The organism is Streptomyces sp. NPDC033180 (assembly GCF_055577645.1).
Genome location: NZ_JBVIPU010000003.1, coordinates 478218 through 499832 on the forward strand (window position 1 = coordinate 478218; position 21615 = coordinate 499832).

Annotated in this window: 19 protein-coding genes and 1 pseudogene; 4 read left to right on the plus strand and 16 right to left on the minus strand. The window is 67.5% G+C overall.

The window, feature by feature from the left end:
* Nucleotides 1-323: 323 nt before the first annotated feature.
* The 5 genes from ACZ5WE_RS12930 to ACZ5WE_RS12950 all read right to left on the minus strand — a co-directional run bounded on the left by ACZ5WE_RS12930 (nucleotide 324) and on the right by ACZ5WE_RS12950 (nucleotide 6733).
* The gene (locus ACZ5WE_RS12930; RefSeq protein ID WP_467685904.1) at nucleotides 324-1832 is read right to left on the minus strand and encodes a hypothetical protein; all 1509 of its coding nucleotides are present in this window, start codon (nucleotides 1830-1832) and stop codon (nucleotides 324-326) included.
* Nucleotides 1833-2255: 423 nt separating this feature from the next.
* Nucleotides 2256-4034, minus strand: coding sequence for an SAVED domain-containing protein (locus ACZ5WE_RS12935; RefSeq protein WP_467685906.1), 1779 nt, complete (start codon nucleotides 4032-4034; stop codon nucleotides 2256-2258).
* On the minus strand, nucleotides 4031-5500 hold the full coding sequence (locus ACZ5WE_RS12940; protein ID WP_467685908.1) for a ThiF family adenylyltransferase: 1470 nt from the start codon (nucleotides 5498-5500) through the stop codon (nucleotides 4031-4033). Before ACZ5WE_RS12940 ends, ACZ5WE_RS12935 begins: the two co-directional genes overlap by 4 nt.
* Complete coding sequence (locus tag ACZ5WE_RS12945; RefSeq protein ID WP_467685910.1) at nucleotides 5497-6501, minus strand: SMODS domain-containing nucleotidyltransferase; 1005 nt, start codon at nucleotides 6499-6501, stop codon at nucleotides 5497-5499. The genes ACZ5WE_RS12940 and ACZ5WE_RS12945 overlap by 4 nt, the downstream gene beginning before the upstream one ends.
* Nucleotides 6502-6592: 91 nt before the next feature.
* The gene (locus ACZ5WE_RS12950) at nucleotides 6593-6733 is read right to left on the minus strand and encodes a hypothetical protein (protein WP_165951458.1); all 141 of its coding nucleotides are present in this window, start codon (nucleotides 6731-6733) and stop codon (nucleotides 6593-6595) included.
* Nucleotides 6734-6892: 159 nt separating this feature from the next.
* On the opposite strand from ACZ5WE_RS12950, the gene ACZ5WE_RS12955 reads away from it, so the two are divergent.
* Entirely contained in the window at nucleotides 6893-7225 is a 333-nt protein-coding gene (locus ACZ5WE_RS12955; protein WP_467685912.1) for a hypothetical protein, read from the plus strand.
* Between the two features lie 49 nt (nucleotides 7226-7274).
* A complete protein-coding gene (locus ACZ5WE_RS12960) occupies nucleotides 7275-8411 on the plus strand; it encodes an ImmA/IrrE family metallo-endopeptidase (protein ID WP_467685914.1) in 1137 nt (378 codons plus the stop codon).
* A gap of 61 nt (nucleotides 8412-8472) precedes the next feature.
* Here ACZ5WE_RS12960 and ACZ5WE_RS12965 read toward each other — a convergent pair whose 3' ends face one another.
* The 7 genes and pseudogenes from ACZ5WE_RS12965 to ACZ5WE_RS12995 form a co-directional block, all read right to left on the minus strand.
* Nucleotides 8473-9510, minus strand: a complete 1038-nt coding sequence (locus ACZ5WE_RS12965; RefSeq protein ID WP_467685916.1) for a serine hydrolase domain-containing protein — start codon at nucleotides 9508-9510, stop codon at nucleotides 8473-8475.
* A 98-nt stretch (nucleotides 9511-9608) separates the two neighbouring features.
* Nucleotides 9609-10697, minus strand: coding sequence for a glycosyltransferase family 4 protein (locus tag ACZ5WE_RS12970; protein WP_467685918.1), 1089 nt, complete (start codon nucleotides 10695-10697; stop codon nucleotides 9609-9611).
* A gap of 29 nt (nucleotides 10698-10726) precedes the next feature.
* On the minus strand, nucleotides 10727-11263 hold the full coding sequence (locus tag ACZ5WE_RS12975) for a dCTP deaminase (RefSeq protein WP_467685920.1): 537 nt from the start codon (nucleotides 11261-11263) through the stop codon (nucleotides 10727-10729).
* Nucleotides 11260-11799: a dCTP deaminase gene (gene dcd, locus ACZ5WE_RS12980; protein WP_467685922.1), complete on the minus strand. Its 540-nt coding sequence runs from the start codon at nucleotides 11797-11799 to the stop codon at nucleotides 11260-11262. The genes ACZ5WE_RS12975 and dcd overlap by 4 nt, the downstream gene beginning before the upstream one ends.
* Nucleotides 11796-13031 carry a bifunctional UDP-sugar hydrolase/5'-nucleotidase gene (locus ACZ5WE_RS12985; RefSeq protein ID WP_467685924.1) on the minus strand — a complete coding sequence of 412 codons (1236 nt, stop codon included), beginning with the start codon at nucleotides 13029-13031 and terminating at the stop codon, nucleotides 11796-11798. Before ACZ5WE_RS12985 ends, dcd begins: the two co-directional genes overlap by 4 nt.
* On the minus strand, nucleotides 13028-14311 hold the full coding sequence (locus ACZ5WE_RS12990) for a UDP-N-acetylglucosamine 1-carboxyvinyltransferase (protein ID WP_467686247.1): 1284 nt from the start codon (nucleotides 14309-14311) through the stop codon (nucleotides 13028-13030). The genes ACZ5WE_RS12985 and ACZ5WE_RS12990 overlap by 4 nt, the downstream gene beginning before the upstream one ends.
* Before the next feature lie 147 nt (nucleotides 14312-14458).
* Nucleotides 14459-14887: pseudogene (locus ACZ5WE_RS12995) on the minus strand (ATP-binding protein); the annotation flags it as partial.
* 74 nt (nucleotides 14888-14961) lie between these two features.
* On the opposite strand from ACZ5WE_RS12995, the gene ACZ5WE_RS13000 reads away from it, so the two are divergent.
* Both ACZ5WE_RS13000 and ACZ5WE_RS13005 read left to right on the plus strand, forming a co-directional pair.
* Entirely contained in the window at nucleotides 14962-16233 is a 1272-nt protein-coding gene (locus tag ACZ5WE_RS13000; protein ID WP_467685926.1) for a helix-turn-helix domain-containing protein, read from the plus strand.
* Nucleotides 16230-16787: a flavoprotein gene (locus tag ACZ5WE_RS13005; RefSeq protein ID WP_467685928.1), complete on the plus strand. Its 558-nt coding sequence runs from the start codon at nucleotides 16230-16232 to the stop codon at nucleotides 16785-16787. The genes ACZ5WE_RS13000 and ACZ5WE_RS13005 overlap by 4 nt, the downstream gene beginning before the upstream one ends.
* Nucleotides 16788-16814: 27 nt before the next feature.
* On the opposite strand, the gene ACZ5WE_RS13010 is transcribed toward ACZ5WE_RS13005, so the two are convergent.
* The 4 genes from ACZ5WE_RS13010 to ACZ5WE_RS13025 all read right to left on the minus strand — a co-directional run bounded on the left by ACZ5WE_RS13010 (nucleotide 16815) and on the right by ACZ5WE_RS13025 (nucleotide 21368).
* On the minus strand, nucleotides 16815-18515 hold the full coding sequence (locus tag ACZ5WE_RS13010) for a relaxase family protein (RefSeq protein ID WP_467685930.1): 1701 nt from the start codon (nucleotides 18513-18515) through the stop codon (nucleotides 16815-16817).
* A 4-nt stretch (nucleotides 18516-18519) separates the two neighbouring features.
* Entirely contained in the window at nucleotides 18520-18948 is a 429-nt protein-coding gene (locus ACZ5WE_RS13015) for a plasmid mobilization protein (RefSeq protein WP_467685932.1), read from the minus strand.
* Nucleotides 18949-19191: 243 nt separating this feature from the next.
* Nucleotides 19192-19992 carry a DUF2637 domain-containing protein gene (locus ACZ5WE_RS13020; protein WP_467685934.1) on the minus strand — a complete coding sequence of 267 codons (801 nt, stop codon included), beginning with the start codon at nucleotides 19990-19992 and terminating at the stop codon, nucleotides 19192-19194.
* A 191-nt stretch (nucleotides 19993-20183) separates the two neighbouring features.
* Complete coding sequence (locus ACZ5WE_RS13025; protein ID WP_389902995.1) at nucleotides 20184-21368, minus strand: DUF3631 domain-containing protein; 1185 nt, start codon at nucleotides 21366-21368, stop codon at nucleotides 20184-20186.
* Nucleotides 21369-21615: the final 247 nt, after the last annotated feature.

Consider the following 21615-nt stretch of genomic DNA (forward strand, 5'->3'; position numbering starts at 1 on the left):
GACACGCACACAGAAACAGGCGAGGCGCCTACCGAATCTGGTAGGCGCCTCACCTGGTGTTTCAGCTGTCGGGGTGGCGGGATTTGAACCCACGACCTCTTCGTCCCGAATGAGGTTCGGGTGTGATCGACACCTGCGAATCTTGTAAAATTGCAGGTCAGGTGGTTGGTCTGAAGTGGCGCGGCGAGGTTCCGGTTGGTCTCCGGGAGAAGATCATCTCCCGGAAATCTCCCGATGAGAGGGTGCAGTGCTCTCGAAGCCTTGGTTCCGAGCTGCGTAGCGCAAGTAAATTTGCTCGGTTCCCTCTCGGCTGTGTTGTTCAATCATGTGCCGCAAGAGAGCCCGGGGTTCCCGGCAGGAAGCAGCTTCACCTGTCCGGCCGGAACACGCAGTGGGCGGTCGGCTGCGGCGTTCCACAAGACCACGTTGCCTTCGGCGACGCCGAACGAAAGGTAGGGGGTGCGTGGTACGAACGCTCCACCCTGCTCGTTCAGGGCGTGAACCGAGACTGTGGGACGGACGCAGACCCAGTCCGCTGAGATACCGAAATACGGTGGGGCCTTGGTGTGATGAGAGGCTGCTCGCTTCAGCTTGTCGGCCGCGTGCTGTGGTGACGCGAAGGTCCACTCGGCGGCTGTGAGCAAGCCAAGGGTGAGGAAAAGCGCGGCCAGGGTGCCAGCGAAGACGCTCCGCGGCCGTATGAAGTGAAAGTAACGCAGGACGCCCCAAGCGGCTGCTATGAAGAGGATCGCCGCGAGGGTGGGCCACAGCAGTTTCACCGCCGCGAAGAGCTGGTACGCCCCGCTGACCGCCGTCTCTTCCGGTGACAGGGACAGCTCGTCCGCGTAGCCGTCCTGCAGGATCCTACCGGTGAGGGGTACAGCTGCCACGAGCAGTGTGGCGAGCAGAGGAAGCACCGTCGCGGCCAGTATCTGCCATCGCCAGCGCCGCCCCAGCAGGATCAGACCGGTCACGTAGAAGCCGATTGCTGCCGTCAACCAGGCGTACCGGGAGTCGACGCCGTCGAAGAGCCCAGGGATGCCCAGTGTGTAGACGGCCATTGCGAGGGTTGCGATGACGCAGACAACTAGACAGTGGAGCCGAGACTGGGCCATAGGCAGGGCGAAAGCCGTCCACCAGGCTGGGACGGCACAGACGACAGCGAGGAACCAGCACACTGCGGCGGCAACGGGTATCAAGTGCTGAGCTGTTGACAGGAAGAGGGACATAGCGAGCAGTGGCCCGCCGAAGAGCGCCAGAGCCCTGTTGAGGGCGTCCTCCCCATGATGGATTGTCCCGGTGCGCCCCCGTCCGTCGAGCGGCCGCACGTCGAGGTCGGCTCGGGGTCCGTCCGTGCGTAGATGCCGGGCCAGGTGTCGGGCGGCGTCCTTGCTCGCATGGATGCGCACGCGGACGTCAAGCAGCCCAGTGCGCGCCGCGCACCAGCGCGTGGCTGTTCGCCAAAGCCGACGGAAGCCCGGTGTGACGGTGCCTTCGGGTTCGTGATCTGCCGAGTGCACCTGCCACTCGGGCTCAAGGGCCCGATCGATCTCCTCACGCCGGAACAGCCGACCGTAAATCACAGTCTGTACCGACCGGCTCAACTCTGTGATCTGCCAAGCTGCTTCGCGGTCGGCACGCCAGGTGGAGCCCATGATCGGTACTTCCACCCACCAGAACTCGCTGAAATTGATATCGGAGTCGAATGCCCGGAGGACCGTGCGTCGTTCCTTCGGGCTGAGCTCGTGACACGTCCAGCCCAGCTCCCGTATCCGCCGCATGGCCTTGTCCCACTGCAGCCTGCCGCCTTGCAGCTCGATCAGGGTGGTCACCGTGCAGTCCGGTCCACGGGGAATCATCGAGCACCCTCGATATGGTCGGCGAAGGGTGTTTCTTCAGCCAGCATGGCGGTGTCCGTCCTCAATCTGTCTCGATCGTGGGAGTCCAGAGAAACGACGATATGGCTCAGCACTGACAGGCAGGCGGTGCCTTCAGCGGGTACGTCCCACTGTGGGTGCGTCAGGCTGACCTCCGCTGAGGCCGCCGACGTGGCGGATCCATCCGATGACTCGGTCTGACGAAGACTTCTCGCGTCCTGGCCCGTGGCTCAGGCCAGCAGGCCCACTGCGTTCGCCGCCCTCTCGCCCAGTTCGTCTGGATCACCGCCTGGCTCAGCAACATTCCGGTGGTGCACTGCTACAACTTCAGCCAGGCAGAGCAAGATCGGCTGGCACGCTGCGTGTGCGTAGCCACGCCTATTGGGCGAGCAGGATCTCGGTGATCGGTCCGCCGGTGACGCCTGGCTCAAGCACGAGAGCTGGGGTGTAGCGGCGCCTCCCAGGGGTCGCACCGTCCCACTCGTAGACGACGGTGCGCAGTGTGTTGAGGTATCGCCCTATGAGTAGAGCCATCGTGTAGGGGCCGTGGAAAGCGAGATGCACCTCCGCACGGCCGCTGTGTGCGGCAAGCGCTTTGATCTGTTGCGCGGCAGCCGTGCTGAGGCGTGCGGCCTCGCGTGGGTCGAGTCGGTCTTCGCCGGCGACGGAGATTACGGCGGCCGCGGCGAAGCCGTCGCTGGACTCGTGCAGGAGCTGCTCGAATGCGGTGTGATCTGGATTGGCAGTCAGGCTAAGGAAGATCGCGACGCGGGCGTGGCTGTCGGGTGTCTGCGCTTGTTCGAGGTCAACTCGTTGCGTATGAAGTTCGCTGGTCAGTGGGGCGTCGCCACTTTCTGCAGACGTCCAATGAGCGCCGCGGGTGTCGACCACCTCGAGATTTCCGATCTTGGTCTCGGGCAGGGCGGCTCCCAAGGCCAGGGCTACCGACAGGTGAGCTCCGCCAAAGACGCGTACGGTTTGCGCGCCAGCGGCATAGACGGCGTCGCTGGTCAGGGGCAGTGTGGTCTGCAGGAGCTGAAGTCCCTCTCGCAACGGCAGACGCCCCTCGCTGGCGGCCCTGATGCGGATGTGCAGATCGTCCTCGCCCGCGTCCATGGCGAAGGGCGCAGGGCGGGTCTGGACTCGGATCGTGAAGGTGCGGTTCTGGCTGTGAATGGCGGGCTTGCGTTGTTCGACTCGGTGCATCAGCAGGTCGCGCACGATCTCGCTCTCACCGGACGGCTGGAGCATGTTGCTTTGCTTCTTGTCGGCGAGGGGCCGGGAGGGAGCGAGTCTTAGGAGCCGGTCCGGTGCGTCGTAGTCGCACCGTGTATCGCTTCCCGCTCTGGCGGTCTTGTTCGCGATGCACAGGCTGAAGGCGGGGTCCTCGTCCAGTTGGAGCAGCCGAGGCACCTCACGTTCTCGGACGATGTCGCTGTGGACGATGTCCGGCGTCACGACGAGTACGGCTGCTGAAAGCCCTTCGGTCAGGGCTTGTTCGAGGCGATCGGTCGTTGTGCCCGCGCGCAGGTCGGTATGGTCTCTCCACACGACGAGACCGGCCGCCCTGAGCAGATTCTCGATCGACTCGGCCTGCGGGGACCCGTCCGACTGCCGGTAGGAGATGAACACCGCGCCGTCAGGCCGGACAGCGCCCTTGGGCAGTGGCCCCAGCGCCTTGAATCTCTGAGGTGGCGGAAGGACCGTTGCTGTCTTGCTGGTGACGCGTCCCCATCGTTGCCGCCGGGTGATCAGTCCGGAGAAGGGGTCCGTCCCGCCGGGAGCGTAAACGAGGAGTGCGATCGGGCCGTCGTGTTCCCGGGACATTGCCTGCATCGCGGCAAGGTCCGTCGGGCTCGGTCCGGACGGTGCGGGATGGCTGTGCCACTCGCCGACGTAGCCGGTTGGATCGTCGTCCGCTCGCTGGGCCAGGAACTCTGCGAGCAGCGTGTTCGCCCTGACGTCATCGCGCACGTACCTGTGGGTGGACGCTCCATGTCCATCGACCACGAGGGCATGGGTGACAACGACGTTGGCGTCTTCCTGATAGCCGAGGAGGATGCCACCCGTTTCCCGCGGCATCTGCTGCGCGGTCGCGGACGCGATGACCTCGTATGCCGCTTGGCGCAGCTCGATCCGTGGTGCCAGCCGGGTCACTGGTGGTGGCCCCCTCGTGGTGCGGAGTAGAGGTGGCGCATCTCCCCTGCAGGATGGAAGGGGCGGTCCACGAGGAGTCCGACGGCGTGGCGGACGGTTGCCGCTGCTGCCTCGATCACTGCGTGGGGCGGCGTTGGGGAGATCGGGCTTCCGCAGCCTGCTTCGAACAGTTGCGGTACCTCGGTGTCGGCTCTGATCGTCGAAGGCGGCAGCGGTGCTGCGGCGTCGATCGGTGGCAGTAGGTCGATGCGATAGGTCCTGCCGTCGCTTTGAAGCGCCGCAGACAGGACCCGTGTGCCCAGTGTCAGGGCGCTTACATGCAGGAGCGCGGTGGTGGTGAAGTCGGCGGTGGCGTTCACGACGAGGTCGTGGTTCCGCAAATGGTCGGCCGCGTCGGTGCCCGAGGTAAGGGCGCTATTGATGGTGTCGACGCCTGCGGCCGGCGCCTCGTTGTGCCTGACGAGGTGTCGCTTGACCGCTTCGGCTTTCGGCAGTCCGACTGCGTCGGGGCCGACGAGGTGGCGGACGAGGTTTCCCGGCATGACCACATCGTCGTCGATGAGAGTGAGGTGACGGATACCGGAGCGCACCAGCATGTCGGCGATGAACGAGCCCAAAGCGCCGACGCCGACCACGGCAACCTTGGATTCACGCAATTCGGCAGCGAGGACGCCTGCGCGAGCGGACCGGGCGGCCTCGGTGTCTGCGCCCGAGCGCAGACGTGTGACGGCCGTGCCGCCCTCCTTCGTGGGCGTTACGTCCAGCACGATCGCGCCCTCGTGGGTGCCTCGTCGGTAAACCAGCACGACGACCGCGACCGACCGCTGGCGAATTCTGCGGTCCAGATCCGCGTTCGAACCGAGCCGGGCACAGATGTCTGTCCAGGTTCGCGGCGGCACGTCGATCTCGCCGAGATCGGCCACGTACCCAAAGCGGTCCTTGCTGTGCTTGAGGGCCTTTTTGGGACGGATGCCGTGCCTGATCCGCATCGTGTTGTTGCTGGCAGGGCTGAAGCGGACGGAGCGGTTGATGTACTGGCCGAGGTCGTCGTAGAGGTAGAGGCGCCGGTCCGCGGACTGATGGAAGTACCGGTCGAGGTCGAGGTCGGGCCGATCGTCCGTCCATCCGGTGTCCGCGTGCTCGAACCATGCTGTGACGTGTTCGAGGAACGCCGGTGCCTCCATCCACCACAACCCGTCGTGATCTTCTTCAGCAACCAAGCACAGCGCGCCGTCCGAGTCACGGTGCCAGGACCAGGGCACCGCGTCGTGATCGACCGGCACCACCCTCGGCGGCCGAAAGGGGAAGCGGGGCGGCAGGTCGATCACTACACGGGTCGTGCCCGCCAAGTGCGGGACAGGCCCTTCCCACCCTGCTTCCACCTCGTGGAACCCGGCGCGGATCAGGCTCTCCTCGAAGTGCAGCCGTGCGTAGGCGACGTACTCGTCGAAGCTGACAGAGGTCACCCGAAGGTCCTCTCGCCAGCAGGAACGACGCGGGCACCGGGCGAGATCGCGGATGCCTTCTTGCTGCCGTCCTCGTTGAAGTTGGGGGGCATCGGGAAGACCGTATTTCCATCGCCGTTCTTTCCCAGCAGTTTCCGGAACGCCAGCGCAGCTTTGCCCGCGTCCTCCTCGGCGAGAGCAGCTTCTGCTGACGTCGCGGCGTCGGCGAACCGCGTACGCGCGGTGTCCAGTTCACCGTCGGTCGCGCGGATGTGGATGGTGTGTCCGGGCAGGGTCGGGTCGGTCACCGCCATGCCGTGGGTTACGAAGTTTTCTATGATCTTGCTGACCTCCCGGAGAGCGGAGACGTAGTACTCCGCCTGGTCGTTGCCCGAGACTGCGCCTGAGGCGAACGCCTGGTAGGCGGCCATTTCGATGAAGAATCCGCCGGGCTTCTTCGTGCCCAGCAGGGCGCGACGAGTCTGGCGAAGCAGTTTGACGGTCGGTACGTAGTACTCGTCGTGGTCCGCGTTCATCGTGCTCGAGAGATCCGTCAGCCCGTCGGGGTTGGTGCGCACCCACTCGTTCTCTTCGCCCTTCTGGGGGATCTCCCAGGTCCCGTCGCCATAGGGGCGGGCGGGCACCGCGTCGACGTAGAGGTCGTACTCCGGGAAGGAGACCTGCAGGCTCCGGTCCTGACGCTTGGCGCGCCGGTGCCCGTCGGCGTCCGTGCCGAACTCTGTATGCAGGACTTTGAAGAACCTGTCGAGGATGTCCTTCGATGTGACGTCGCTCGGAACATCGGGCAGGCGCACGAACACGTCGACATCCTTGATCCTGCGGATCGACACGTTGCGCTTGTAGGAGCCGATCAAGATCGGGCTGACGCCGTACTCGGCGAGCTTGGAGTCAGCTTTTAGGGCGTCACGGACGAGGCGATGTGCCTCTGGTGCGTTGGTCTTGTCGTCGCCGGGCTCGATGGAGCTCAGCGCATCTTTGAACTGCTGCTTGAGGTGAGCCATCGGGCCCTCCAGTCTGGTCGTGACTGCATTGGTCTGCTGAACCTGCCTCACACCACTGACAACGCGAGGTCCGTCGCGAGGGGCTGGCGGCCTACTTCTTCCTGCCGCCCTTGCCGGCGCTCTCATTGGTCGTTGTCTTCGGGTGCCGCTTCACGGTGGCCTGCTTCACGAACCGGCCCGTGATGGCGCTGCGGCCCCGCTTGCCGTTGGATGCGCTGCTCTTGCCTGCCATGAGCTGTCCTTCCGATCTTCTGCGGTGGCCTGCAGTAGCACAGGCCACACGCTACTCCAAAGTTTCATTTACCCAGTAGGTGCATGAAATCTCGCGATCCTTGATCGGGAGGATAGCATGGAAGCAGTAGGTACACGGAAGAGGATTCTGAGGTCGCTGGTGGAGATCGTCTTTGAGGACGCCGAGCTCGCTCGTGTCTGCAACAGCGGCCCTGCCCGCAGGGACCGTTTAGGCCCCGACGGGGCGACCACCCTGCTCCGGCGTCTTGGCCAGATGGTGGCCGCCCACCACCTGGCCGACCTGCGCCACGTTGCGGCCGCGCGGCTGCGGCCCGCAGTCAACGGGGACTGCTTCACTCTGCTGGTGTCGCTCGGTGATCACGGCGATCTCGTGGTCCGCCCGCGCGACGACCCGCCCAGCACCCTCGACGACGGCACCCTCAACGAGCACGCCGTACGCGCTGTGATCGTCGCAGCGATCCACCGCCCCTGACCCTGCCACCAGGCCCGCCCCGCAGCCTCGCCGACCGAGAGGCACTCACGTGACTCCGCCCTCCGCCCAGCACCCGTTCGCGCCGGATGAAGCCCTGCCACCGGGCGACACGCTGAAAGAACAGCTCGACGCCCTTGGTATCCCCCAGGCTGACCTTGCCCGCCGCACCGGGCTGTCGACCAAGCACGTCAACCAAATCGTCCAGGGCAGCGCTGTCCTCACCCCCGAGAGTGCCCTTCTGCTGGAGCGGGCTGTCGGAATCCCGGCTTCGCTGTGGAACCAGATGGAGGCCGCCTGGCGCACCCATGTCAGCCGGACCCAGAGCCGTGAAGCCCTCAGCCACCGCCTCGACTGGCTCGACCGCTTCTCCCTGCAGGAGTTGGCCAAGCGCGGCATCCTGCCGACCAAAGAGCGCACGGTGGACAATCTCGAGCATCTGCTGGCGTTCTTCGGGGTTGCCGACCCCGAGGTTGCAGAGAACGTGTGGGGCAGCTACCGGATTGCCTTCCGGCGTTCCACCGTCCTCACGCCGGATGACTACGCCACCGCCGTCTGGCTGCGCGAGGCCGAACTCAGAGCACGCGAAATCCCTTGCGCACCCTACGACCGCGCGGTCCTGCTTGAGCTACTTCCCCAGCTGCGCGCCCTGACCGTTAAGGAACCCGCCGTCTGGCGCACCGAAATCCCGCGCCTGTGCGCCCGAGCCGGCGTCGCGGTGGTGTTCGTTGCCGCGCCCCCCAACAGTCGTGTGTCCGGCGTCACCCGATGGCTCACCCCGGAAAAGGTCGGAGTCGCCCTCAGCGGCCGGTTCAGGAAGGACGACCACTTCTGGTTCACCGTCTTCCACGAGCTCGGCCATGTCCTGCTGCACGGCAAACGCCTCACCTTCATCGACAACACGAGCCGTGACGACGACACGACCCCCGAAGGAGACCGCAGCGAGGACGAGGCAGACGCCTTCGCCAGGGAAACCCTCATCCCGCCCGAGCACGCGGCTGCTTACAAGCAACTTGCCCAGCGCCCCATGCCCTTCACCAACATCACAGCCTTCGCCCGCCGGGCTGGCATCGCCCCAGGCATCGTCGTCGGACGCCTCCAGCACGACGGCGTCCTGGACTGGAGATACGGCAGCAAGCTGAAGCGCCCCATCGAGATCAGCCTCTCCGGCGATCTCACCGCGGGCTAGCCACGCCTGCACGTTTCACGGAACCTCCACCCACCGCGCAAGCCGGCAAGAACTGCATGCATCAGGCGAAGGTATGCGCCCTGAAGGCGTTGCGGACCTCGGTGAGGGGCTGCCGATCGCGGGTGTAGTAGAGCTTGTTCGTCAACAGCACCGCCCATCGGCCTTGCAGAGGTGAGATCCACATGCCGGTTCCGGTGAAGCCGTAGTGGACCCAGATGTCGGTGTCGGAGTCGCTGCCGGGGGCCGGGTGCCAGAACAGGCCACGTACCGGTTCCAGACTGCCGGTCTGGCCGGTCAGCGACTCCTTGATCCAGGCGGGGCCGAATCCGGTCCGGTCCGGGGTGGAGGCGAGCATGTGGCGAAGGAAGATGCTGACGTCGTCGAGGACGGTGAAGGCGCCGGCGATGCCGCAGACTCCGCCCAGGAGCCGGGCGGAGAAGTCGTGGGCGACGCCCTTGAGGTGGGTGCCGGTGTCCTGGTCGAGTTCGGTTGGTGCGCAGCGTGCGGCGACATCGGCGGGCAGTGGCCCGAAGCGGGTGTTGTCCATGCCCAGGGGTTGCCAGGTCCGTTGCGTGACGAGCTGGTCGAGCCGTTGTCCGGAGAGGTGCTCGGCCAGGTATCCGAGGATGAGGGCGGCCCGGTCGGTGTACTCGACGGCCTCGCCCGGCGGCCGGTGCAGGACCTCGTGCAGGACTCCGTCGCGGACGTCCTGGGGGTCGGTGCCGTAGAGGTTCTTGAGCTGGGCTCGCAGCGGTAGACCGGCGGTGTGGGTCAGGAGGTTGCGAGCGGTCACGGCTTCCAGCGGGTGCCCGTCGGCCTCGGGCCAGAAGACGCCGAGCGGGACGTCGAGGTTGAGCTTGCCCTCTTCCCACAGGGTCCCGATCGATGCCCAGACGGCCAGGATCTTGGTGAGGCTGGCGGCGTCGAAGACGGTGTCGAGTTGCATCGGCACTTCCGGCTCGGCGGGGTCGAGGACTCCGGCGGTGCCTTGAGTGTGGGTGCCATGGGCGTCACCGACAGCCCATACGGCACCGGGATAGACCTTGTCCCGGACGCCTTCGCGCAGGAGCAGTTCGATGCGGTCGGTGCGGTGCGTCATGGTCTCCCTGTTCGCAATCGGTGTCCCGCCGCGTCAGCGTAGTGACGTGGGTGGGGCTGGATGGGCAATGGCGCGTCGAGACCGGGCGATGGCCGTGTTCAGGTGAGCTGGCGGCCGAGGTCGGCCAGGGTTCCGGCTGTCGCCGAGAGCGGGTAGCGGGCGGCGTTCGCGTAGCCCGCTTGCTGGAGAGCGGGGAACAGGCCCGGTGCGGCTCGGAGCCGGTCGAGTTCGCGTGCGAGTGAGGCGGGGTGCGTGAAGTCGGTGGCCACCCCGGACGCGGCGAGGACTTCGTTGAGGCCGGGTACTGCCTGGTGCAAGACGGGCAGGCCGCAGGCTTGGGCCTCCAGCGCGACCAGGCCCATGGCCTCCAGCGTCGTGGAGGGCATGACCAATAGGTCGTGCTCGGCGAAGGCTTTCCACAGTTGTGGACGTCGGAGCCAGCCGAGATATCGCGGTCGTACCCCGACCCGTTTGAGGAGCGGAGCCATGGCGTGGAACTGGGCTTTGGGGGCGGCGATGCTCAGTTCGACTCCTGGAAGGGCTGACACGCTGGTGATCAGGTGCCCGACGCCCTTCTCGGCGGTCAGGCGACCGGCGTACAAGAGTCGTAGATGGCTGGTCGGGGTTCGGTCGGGTCTGAACGGTGGATCGGTGAGCAGGTGGTCGGGTATGCCCCAGGGGACGTGGACGAGCTTTCGGCAGTCGGTCTGCGGGGCGAGCTGCAGAAGGTGGTCCGCCATCGCCTTGGTGGGCACGACGACGGCGTTGGCTGCCCGCGCTGTCTCGCGGAGCACTTGGAGCTGATCGCGGTGTGCTTCGGCGAAGATCAGGTCAGTGCCGTGGACGAGGGCGATCCTGGGGCGCGATGGCAGGGCCCGGAGCAGTGCGGGGGTGGCGCCGAAGGCGAGGTGCTGCAGGTGAAGGACCTCGATCTGGGCCGGGTCGACCGCGGCCACTAAGGCGCGTCGTAGGGCTGCGACGTAACGGGCGAATGCTGGACCCTCCAAGCATTTGCCGGGTGCCGTCAGCAGGCCGAGGTTGGCGGGGAGGCGAGGTCTGCCCCCGGCAGGGGCCAGCATGAATGCTCGCGCGGGGATGAGCGGCTGATCTCCGGTGTAGAGGTCGAGGAAGAGTTCGACGCTGCCGCCAGGGCTTCCGGCTGGCAGGTCAAGGAAGGTCGCGGCCACCGGACCCGCTTCCCGGCATATGGCGGGGTTCACAGCACTCCTTGAGGGGTCTCTTCGTACAGGCGGGAGATGTCGATGCCATTCGTGGCCGCGTACTTGGCTTGCTCCTGCTGGTAGCTGACAGGGGCACCGAGGGAGGTGAGGAAGACGAGCTTGCCGAAGGTCATTCCCGGATAGACCCGGGCGGGTCTGGCGGCGCGGATCTCCAAGGTCCAGCGGATGGCGTGACCTTGGTGGCCGAGTGGGGCTGAGACGTGGACCCAGATGCCGAGGGCGCCGATGGTGCGATCGCCATTCAGTAACTGCGCGTACGTCTCCGAGCCGGTCCGCTCCAACGTGGCACCGAGATACAGCACGCCAGGCTTCAGGACCAGGCCGGACGCCGCGATGGGGTGCTCGGTGAAAGCCGTGGGGATCGCCGCGTCCAGGTCGCCTGCGCAGACACGGATGGTGTCGCCCAGACGCCAGTCGTAGGCGTTGGGCGAGAGGCGTGCGGGGTCGTAGGGGGAGATGGTGATCTCACCCGTGCTGACGGCGGCGGCGATGGCGGGGCCCGTGAGGATCATGACGCGACCGCCGGGATGCGGGCCGTATCCCGCCAGTAGCGGGAGGGCTGGGGTCCTGTCGCGCCCTGGTACTTGCCGCGGTACAGATCGACGTCACCGGTGGAGACGAAGAACATGACCTGCCCGATCTTCATGCCCGCGTACACCCGCAGCGGACGGATGGGCGAGAGCATCAGCGTCCACTGACCGTGGAACCCGATGTCGCCGATAGGCGCGGTGATCTCGACGAACAACCCGAGCCGCCCGACCGACGAACGACCGAACAGCAGCGGGACGAAGACGTCCGAGCCGACCTCCTCGACTGTGTGGCCCAGGTACAGCTCTCCGGGCTGGAGGACGTACCCGTCCTTGCCGATCAGGACGGAGCGGGTGGGGTTGGCGCGGTGGGCGTCGATCACCTTGGAGGCGTACGTCAGCAAGGTGACCCCGAGGCGGACGTCGTAGCTGTTGGGGTTCGTCTGGTCCGGGGCGAAGGGGGCGATGCGCAGACGGCCGTCTGCCACGGCGGTGTTGATCTCAGGCCCGGTGAGGATCATTGCTCGCCTGCTTCCTGGGGATCGGCGGAGGTGTGGAGCGCGGCAGTCAGGACGTGGCATACAGCCTGTCCAAGCTGTATGCCTGCTTGATGAGTTCGCCCTTCGAGGTAACTGTCGGCGAGGTAGTCCGTGGTCAGTACGGTGCGGACCGCCGACGGCAGGGGAGCGGGGGCGACGACGAGAGGGCCGACGCGGTCGGTGAGGAGGTCGAGTAGCTTGCCGTGGTCCTGGGCGTGAGGTTCGGAGAGGAAGGCGTGCACGAGCTGGTTGCCGAAGGGCTCGATGGCCAGTAGGTCGCCGAGGGTGAGAGTGGTGCCGAGCTGCACGGGGCGCAGTGCGGTCTCGTTGAGGACGACCGCGTCAGCGCCGAGGCCGGTGTGCAGTCGACCGGCGATCTCTTCGAGCAGCTGGCGGCGGTCCAGGTGCGTGTTGCGGAGGGGCTCGGCCACGGTGCCGAGGGGGCTCTTCAGCTGCTGTCCGATGGTCGAGATCTCTGCCAGCAGGGCGGCGAGGTCATCGGGAACGGTAGGGGCGTCGGGGAAAGTGCTGGTGCGGGCGGCCCAGCCGCTGCCGACGGATTCGGCGGCGGCGTATCCGGCGCCGAGTTCGCGTCCCTTGACCACGAGGGTGTCGCCGACGTGTGCGGGGCCGAGGGTGTCGCTGTGGCAGTGCCCGGCGAAGATGACGTCGGCGAACGGGCAGGCGGCGGCCAGCTTCAGGTCCTCCTCGAAGCCGGAGTGGGACAGCACCATCCAGGCGTCGGCCCGGTGGTGGTGCTCCAGCATCACTTCGCGCAGGGCCTGGGCGGGATTGGCGACGCGGTGGCCGGTGCGTTGATCGACGGGAATGGCGTTGAACGCCTGCGATCCCATCACCGCGGTGACGGCGACTCGTCGTCCGCCGATGTCGCGGATGCGTACGCGGTCGAAGAGCGGATTGCCGCTGTCGTCGGTCGTGTTCGCGCACACCGTCATCCGGTGCAGCTGGGGCTCGAAGTAGTGCGGCCAGCCGTGGTTTCCGGGCGCTAGCAGGTCGTAGAGGGTGGTGAGGGCCTCGCGCTCGATGTGTCCCTTGCCGAGTTGGTAGTAGCCGCTGCCCTCGAAGAAGTCTCCGCAGTCCACGATCAGGCTGTCGGGCCTGGCGGTGTGGAGGTAGGCGAGCATCGGGATGGCCGAGCCGAAGGTGGAGTGGGCGTCGGTCGTGGCGATGATCTGCCGTAGCTGCCGGTTCACGGGATCACCTCGCAGATGTCGGCGCCCAAGGCGTGCAGCTTGACGGGCAGGTCGGCGTGGCCGCGTCGGAGCTGTTCGAGGCCGCCGAGAGTGGTCACGCCGCGAGCGGTGAGGCCGGCGATGAGCAGGGCGGAGCCTGTGCGGATGTCGGTGGCCTCCACTCCGGCACCTGTCAGCTGCTGCGGCCCGGCGAAGCGGCACTGCGTGGACGACAGCTCGTCGATCGTGGCCCCGAGGCGGACGAGCTGGGGCAGCACGTTGCCGTGGCGGCCGGGATTGATGTCGTCGGAGAACAGGTGGGTGCCGGGAAGGGTGAGCGCCAGGGCCATCAGCGGTGGTTCGAAGTCCGCGTCCAGGCCGCCGGGGGACAGGGAGGCGATGGCTCGCAGCGGCCGACCGGTGGGCTGGGCGTCCTCGGCCTGGACGGCGAGGGTGCCGTCCTTCGCCTCGGCGGGTACACCGAGCCAGCGCAGCGCGCTGACGAGGGGCGCGACGTCGTCGCTGCGGACACCGACGATGTGTGCGTTGCCGCCGCTCACCGCGACCGCGCAGGCCAAGGTGCCGGCCTCGATCTTGTCGCCGGGCACCCTCCACGCGAGCGTGTCGTCGGTGACGGACCGAGGCGGCTGGAGCGTGAGGATGGTCTCGCTGATCCGGCACTCCCACCCGGCGGTCTTCAACGCCTCTACGACACTGAGCACTTCGGGCGACAGATTCGGTTGGCCCAGGCGTAACGGCCGTCCGGCAACGACTGCGCGCAGGACAGCGGCGATGCTCGCTCCGCGGGACCGGAAGGGCAGCATGATCGACACCGTGCCGCGTCCACCCGTGGCCGCCTCGACGACGTAGCCGTGGTCATCGACGGTCGTGCGGTCACCGAAGCGCTCGTACACCTTGAAGTGCTGCTCCATCCCGCGCTGCCCGATGGCGCAGCCGCCCGGCCACGGCAAGCGGGCCCGTCCGTAAGCACCGAGCAGCGCCGGGACCAGGTAGTACGAAGCCCGGATGCGTGCAGCGACCTCGGGGTCCGGATCCGGCTGCGGTTTGTCGCTCGGCAAGATCACCGTGGTGTGCGGATCGCTGACCGGACGGGCCGCGTGCCAGCCCGCCTGCTGGAGAAGGGTGAGCAGCGTCTCGACATCCGTGTTCGCCGGGACATTGCTCAGGCGCACCGGGCGGTGCATCGCCGCAGCGGCGGCCAGCAGGGGCAGGGCCGCGTTCTTCGATCCGTCGACGGTCACTGCCCCGGAAAGCGGAACACTCGGTCGCACGGCGACCACTTCGGCCGCGACTGGGGGAATCCGTATGGCAGGCAACAGTCGACTCCTCTGCTGGGGAAGGTGTGTTGCGAGGACTGGGGGCGGGGCACTGAACTCGAACTCGGCCCAGCAGCGCTTGCCGGAAGGAAGCGGTTCGAATCCGTGACGATCCGAGAGCGCGGCGACGAGGAACAGACCACGGCCGTCTTCCCCCTCCGCATCCGGCAGACCGACTTCGGGGATCTCGGAGCTGGTGTCGACCACAGCGATCCGCAGCGCCTTCTCGTGCAGGTCGGCGTCGGCCGTGATCGGGCCTTCGTGTGCGTGCCGAACCGCGTTCGTGATCAGCTCCGAGGCCACCAGCTCTGCCGCATGCAGGAGTTCAGACCCCAGGAAGGCTCCCCAATCCCGTATCTCATCCGCGATCTGCTGGCGTGCGGTCGCGGCGCCGGCAGGCGAGCCGGAGACGGAAATCCGGATGTGGTGCGCTTCCATGAGCGGCCTCCTGGATCGGTACGGCCACTCCACGCAACCGCCGCACGGGCCTCTCGAACCAGGACATGTGCTGGTGCTGCATCGTCTATGCAGGAGCTGCATCACGGTGAACTGTCAGTCCATTACGCTCGGTTGAGAAGGCAGGATCGGCGACGGCAGGAGGAGCCGTGGCACAGATGGCCGAAGCGCAAAGTGAAGCGAGACGGATCGGTGAAGTGATCCGTCAAGCACGCGTATTACAGCGGTGCTCGCAGAAGGATGTCGCCTCTGCCCTGGGCTATCACCAGTCCAAGGTGAGCCGCCTGGAAGCAGGCAGAGGCACGGAGGACGTCCGCATGCTGCGCAAGGTCGCGCAGGTGTTGGCGATTCCGCCGCACCGCCTCGGCCTCGCCGCCGCTTCGGACATCAGCCCCTGCGACCCTGAGACAGAGGACATGCGCCGCCGTACCGTTCTCGCCGCTGGCATCGCTGCGCTCGCGGCCCCGACCATCCCCGGCACCGCCCACCAGGACCTGGTCCAGTCGCTGCTGCCAGGAGCAGCCCGTGTGACTGCCGAACCGGTGCCGGATCTCCAGAGCCTGCGCGACCAAGTCGCAGGCGTACGACGCCTCTTCTGCACCTGCGATTACACGCAACTGGAGGGCACGCTGCCCGTTCTGATCGGGCAGCTACGGCAGGCCATCAGCGAAAGCCCCGGCTCGAGCGACCTGTCCGGTCTCCTCGCCACGACATACCAGACCTCGGCGAGTCTGCTGCTCAAACAGAGCGACCAGGGCAATGCCTGGCTCGCGGTCGGACGCGCCATGTCCGAGGCCGAACGCTCCGGCGACCCCGTCGTTCTCGCCTCCAGCGTCCGCGTTCACGCCCACGCCCTGGCCCGCGACAGCCACACCGCTCAGGCCGTCACCCTCGTCCGGCACACCGCCGACCAGCTCACGGGGTCGTACGACCAGCGGTCCCCGAGGTACCTCGCGGCGCTCGGACTGCTGCTCCTGCGCGGTGTCACCGCCGCCAGCAGCGGCGGTGACCGCTCGGCCACCCGTGACTTCCTCACCGAGGCGAAGGAAGTCGCCTGCTACGTCGCGCTCGACAGTCCCGACGCCTGGGCCAACTTCAGCCCGACCAACGTCGCCCTGCACGGACTCAGCGCGGCCGTCGTCTTCGGCGACGCAGGCGTCGCCCTGGACACCGCCCGACCGCTCATGCGCCGGCACATCCCCGTCCCCGAGCGCCGCGCCGCCCTGTGGATCGAGGCTGGCCGTGCCTACAGCCAGCAGGGACGCCTGGCCGACGGGTACCAGGCCCTCCGCATCGCCGAGAGCTGCGCGGCCCAGGACATCCGCCGCCCGGCTGTCCGCGAGTTGGTGGCCGACATGGCCGCCCGCGACCGCCGCCGTACGCTGCCTGAACTGCACCGCTTCAGTCGCCAACTGGGAGCCCCCGCGTGAGTGATCAGCCAGACCCGCAGACCAAGAAGCCCTTCCTGTACGTCGTAGTGTGCGCCTGCGGCATTGCTGGGGACGTCGGCAAGCTGATCACCGCGGCCCAGGAGGTGAACTGGGATGTCGGCGTCGTCGCCACTCCGCAGGGCCTTGGCTTCATAGACGCCGAGGCCGTCGAGGCACAGACCGGCTACCCGATCCGCTCGGCCTGGCGACAGCCCGGTGACCCGCGTCCGCTGCCGCCACCCGACGCCATCGCGGTAGCGCCGGCCACCTTCAACACGATCAACAAGTGGGCGGCCGGGATCTCCGACACCTTGGCGCTGGGCATTCTCTGCGAGGCGTACGGGATGGGTGTCCCAATCGCTGCCTTCCCATACCTGAATGCGGCCCAGGCCGCCCACCCGGCGTACGCACGCAGCCTCGACGTGCTGCGCGAGATGGGCGTCCTGATCGGCTCGTACGAGCCCCACAAGCCGAAGGCCGGCGGCGGCGCCGATCGCTACCGCTGGGAGGAAGCGCTGGAGCTGCTCACTCCGAAGCTGTCCGCATCGGCCTGATCAGAAGGTGTACCGCCTACTCTTTGGTCAGCGCCGGTGCGACGGTGACCGCGGTTGGAGTGGGGCAACGGCCGTCGGGAGGACTGTGGCGCCCTGACCTTGTGCAGCGCTGCGGGTCTTGGCTGCTTGGGCCCGGGGACTGGGGGCATGACGCTCGCCGAGGCGGCGGATGCGCCAGGTCAGCGCACGGGCGGGGCTGTGGGCGTCGTCCAAGGAACGTTGGCCGAGCGCCTGGTCCAGGACGGAGGCCGCGTTGTGCCCGGCGGCCTCTGCCTCGGCGAGCACGGTGGTGAGCGCGTCCCAGGCGGGGTCGTTCAGGATGCGTTCGGCGTGATCGGGGACCGTCTGCTGGAGGTGCCGGGCGAAGCGCTGGTTTATCTGGATGCTGGGGGCGCGTTGCGCGAGGTTCGCCAGGACAGGCTCGGCGATCTGCTCGTACGCGATCTGAAGGTGTACGAGGGCCTGCTCGGCGGCTGCTTCTTGCTGGGCGTGCTGGTGCGTGCGGTGCCAGTGCATCGCGAATGCCACCGCCGTGAGCGCGGTGTCCAGGAGCATTGTGAACCCGGACCCATCGCCGTCCGCGGGCCTTTCACGCAAGATCGCTTGGATGCTGCGGCGCAGGACGCGGGTGCTGTCCAGGTCGGCAGCAATACGGGAGCGAGTGGCGCGTTCGAAGGTGAGGGCGGCCTGTTCCAGCTCGGTCCTCACCGCGGCCGGTGCAGTGATCGACAGGATGTCGAGTGTCGTGCCGAGCGCTACCAGTTGGCCTTGGCCGGTCGGGTCGGAACTGTTGATGAGGTGGTGAGGAATGCGCTCGGCGGCGGCTGTCGCCTGGTGCCACGGGTCACCCGGCCGGACAGCGATCGGCTCAGGGCTTGTGGTGGCGAGGCTCTTGCGGATCTTGGGCAGGGACAGGTCGGGGGCGAGGGTGGAGCCCGCGTAGAACACCGGCTCGCCCCTGTCGTTGGTGTCGTCGGGCAGGGCGAAGTTACAGCCGAGTGCGTCGCCGGAGGGGCCGAGCTTGAGGCGCACCGTCACGCCTGTCGCCTCCAGCAGGGCGAGGAACTCGGCCTCGTCGGATGCGGCTGCGACCGCGCGGCGAACCCGCATCCGGAGGACGTCACGAGTGGCGGCGTCCTGACCCAGGCGCTTGGCCTTGAAGTGCTCCTTGCTGGTGGGGCGTTTGGCGCCGGTTCCGTCGCCCTGCTTCAACCGCCGAAGCCCATAGTCGACTTCGATCTCGCGGGCCTCGCGCTGGACAGCGCGCTGGTCGTAGCCGCGCTCGGGGCGCCGGCCGTCCTGCCGGACGAGGGTGGCAGCGATATGGATGTGGTCGTCGGCATGCCGAACTGCCACCCACCGGCACCCCTCCTCGTCCCCGTCGGGAGCGATGCCGGCGGCGGCCACGATGCGACGGGCGATGTCGGCCCACTGGGCGTCGGTGAGGATCGGGTCCTCGGGTGCGGCTCGGACGGGGCAGTGCCACACGGTGTCTCTGGGTGCCTTGTCGCCGAGCATCTTCACGGGCTGGTCGAGTTGGGCGACGAGCTGGGCCATCGCGTCCTTCGGATCACGGTGGGAGCTGCGGCCGGGGTCGGGGGCGAAGCCGTTCCAGGAGGCCACGAGGTGCGGGTCAATGTGTTCGTTGGCGCGGCCCTTGCCGAAGAGGTAGCCGATCGTGCGGCGTGTGGCGTCCGGTCCCGAGCCGAGAATGATCTTGGGTATCACCCGCTCACCGCCCCTCGGTGACCTGAGCGATGGCGGTGTCCAGCTCGGCGACCGACGCCTCGACGCGGTCCAGAAGCCGTTGGACGGTGTCGGGATGGGGCCAGGCGCCGTCCTTGTGGAGGTGCCAGGTGAGCTGGTTGAGGTTGTTGCCGATCTGGCCGAGCTGCCCGTTGGCGGCCATGAGTGCCTTGATCATGGCGCGGTAGTCGGCGACGGCTGCGGTGGGGTCGTCGGAGCGGGCGGCGGCGAGCGAACACTCGGCCACATAGCCACCGAGCGCCATGTGGCTCAGGGCGGCGGCGTTCTTTACGAGGGTGAACTCGTCGTCGTTGTAGCGGGGGTGGACGCGACGATCGCGCAGCTGCTTGTCACGCAGACGGCGACGTTGCACGGGCTTGCGCGACGCGGACAGCGACGGCTTGCCGGTCCTCATCTCGGTCGGCTCCCCCGGGCCGGCCGACCCCGGTGCCGCCTCGGCGCCGGATGCCTCCGCCCCCTGCGGGGTGGAGGTCGGGTAAGGACTCCTTACCCGACAACTTGCTGCGCTGTTGAGGCCGGTGATGTGTCGTTCTTGCACGAGAAGCTTTCTGATGGTGGGTCTGAAGAAGTCAGACGAACCGGCCTTCACGCCAGGGAGGTTCTGGGACGAGCGGCCGGTTCGCGGTCGGAGATGGGCCTAGAGGGCGTCGGTGCGAGGTCGGTCAAGTTCGGCCTGGAGGGACTCCTTGACCTCGTCGAGTCGTTCGCGACCCACACCCAGTCCCTTGTCGCGGATGGCCTTCTCGATATGGCGGCGGGAGACGCGGCCGCCACGTCCGAGCGGAGCGGTCCGACCGATCTCGATGGCCTGGGCGAAGGTGGCGCTCGGTTGCCGACCACGACGTGTGGCTGGCGGCTCCTCGGGATGAGCCACTTGATCCACGGTCTCCTTGGCCACGTTCTTGTCGGACGCCGGTTCCGTTGTGGCAGCCACATCACGTTCTGGACCGGTGTCTGTCGTGGTGTGGCGGTCGACGTCGGGTGGCTCCGTGTGCGTGGGGCGGCGTTGGACGAGGAGGTAGAGGTGGACCGCACCGGCCAGCGCCAGGGGAGCGATGGCGGAGATGATCCCGACGGTGATGTCGTCGAGCGCGAGCCCTGGACGGCGGGCTTGCTGGTTGAGGCGGATGGCATGCAGCACGTTGGCCCAGATGCTGGTGGCGGTGGCGGTACCGACCAGCGCCGAGACGTACAGCCGAGGGCGCAAGGGCGCGGTGCGCAGGACGAGAAGAGCGCCGATGCCGATGGCGATGAAGCCGTCGATCACGAGAGGGAAGGCGTAGGTGAGAGCCGGGTGGATGTGGCTGGCGGCGGCCATCTGACGCAGGGCGTCATAGGAGAGCGCGAAGGCAGCCACGGCTAGGAGCGCCACACCGGTGCGGATCGCCGCGGCCAGCGTCGCCGGTACGGAGGTGGGGGCATGGGTGAGCGAAGACAAGGGCGGAATGGCTCCAAGGGGAGGACGGAGGGCTGGTGCGCCCGTGGAGGGCCGGGACCCGTCGCGACTCGTCGCATGCCTGGTCAGAGCAGATGCGGGAGCGGTGATGATGTCGAGTCGACCCGTTGCGGGAAGCTGACCCGTCACGGTGCTGACCTGCACGGCGACGAGTCGCGACGGGTCGTGGCGGGTCAGGCGGCGGTCGTGGAATCCGGCTCGGATTCGGGGCAGTAGCGTGCCCAGGCGTCGGCGAACTGCAGGCGCGTGAAGCCGCGTGCCTGGACGCCGCCGGGGAATCGGCGGTTGGTCGCGCCGCTGGTGTAGTCCTTCAGCAGGATCTGCAGGCCGCGCGGGGTGAGGCCCTTGTCGGTGTATCCGGGCCAAGGGGACTCGTCATCCTGGTTCAGGATGTCGAGGAGGCGGCTCGTGCGGAGCGCCGATGGGTTGCCCTCGGCGGCGAAGGCACGGCGGATGTCGCCCAGGAGGCGGATGCCGAGGCTGCTGTTGTCCTGGTCCTGCTCGGCCTCGTGCTTTGTCATCGCCTGGCAGGCAGCACGGGCGAGGTGTGGCCATTGGCCGCCGGCGAGGTCGGCGACGGCGATCAACGGCTGCCAAGTGTCGGCCGCGCGGTCCTCGACCGGCATGGTCGGCGTCAGATCCATCGCTTCCGCGTGGAGCGGGGCCAGCCAGCCCACGAGCCTGTCGCGCAGGGCGTGCAGCATGGGGGTGTCCCGTACGGTGCGGAATTCTGCGACCCTCTCGCCCGGCCTACGGCGGCGCATCCGGACCACGACCGAACGGTCCATGATCGTGTCGGGCAGGTCACCGATCCCGGCGAGAGCTGCCATGGCGAAGGTGGGGAACTTCGACACTTCGTGGCTGGGCCCGGAGACCCGCAGAGTGGGCCGGTTGCGCTGATGACCTGCGTTGAGCAGGCCGCGCATCTCCTCGTTCTTCTCCGCGACCTTCACCGAGCCGAAGAGGGTGTCGGCCTCATCGACCAACAGGGTCGGCGGGTTGTCGGTAATCGACCGGAACACCGCGGCGGCTGAGGCGTTGACCGTGATCAGCGGGTCGTGGACAGTCTCGGTGATCACGTCCAACAGGCGGGACTTGCCGCACCGTTTGGCGGGGCCGACGATCGCGAGACGCGGGGCGTGCTGCCACGCCGTCTGCAGGTGGGTTGCCGCCACCCACAGTGTCACCGCCGTGAGGGCGTCGTCGCTCGGCAGTACGACATAGCGCCGGAACTGCGCCCGCAGGTCGGCCAAGACCTGCTCGCCCTCGGACAGCGAAGCGGGGTCGGACGGGGATATGGACGACCCACCTATCGCGAGCTGCGGGCAGGTCGGCTGAGCGCCTTCGGGAGAGGGCATCGGGATGTCGGCTTCCAAGGGGCGGCTCCTTCACTGACGGTCGCCGGCAGGGGCGACCAGATATGGAAAACGGGGCGGGGAATCCGGCAGCGCCGGGTGTGTGGACAACACAGCCACACCTGGTGCGCGAAAGTCCAGACTTGGTTCTGAAACCCTTCACGACTTTTTCGGCAACCCCATGACGGTAGAGCCGAAATCCCGGTTGACGAAATCGCCACCAGAATTCGTCGACACCGCCATCGCTCAC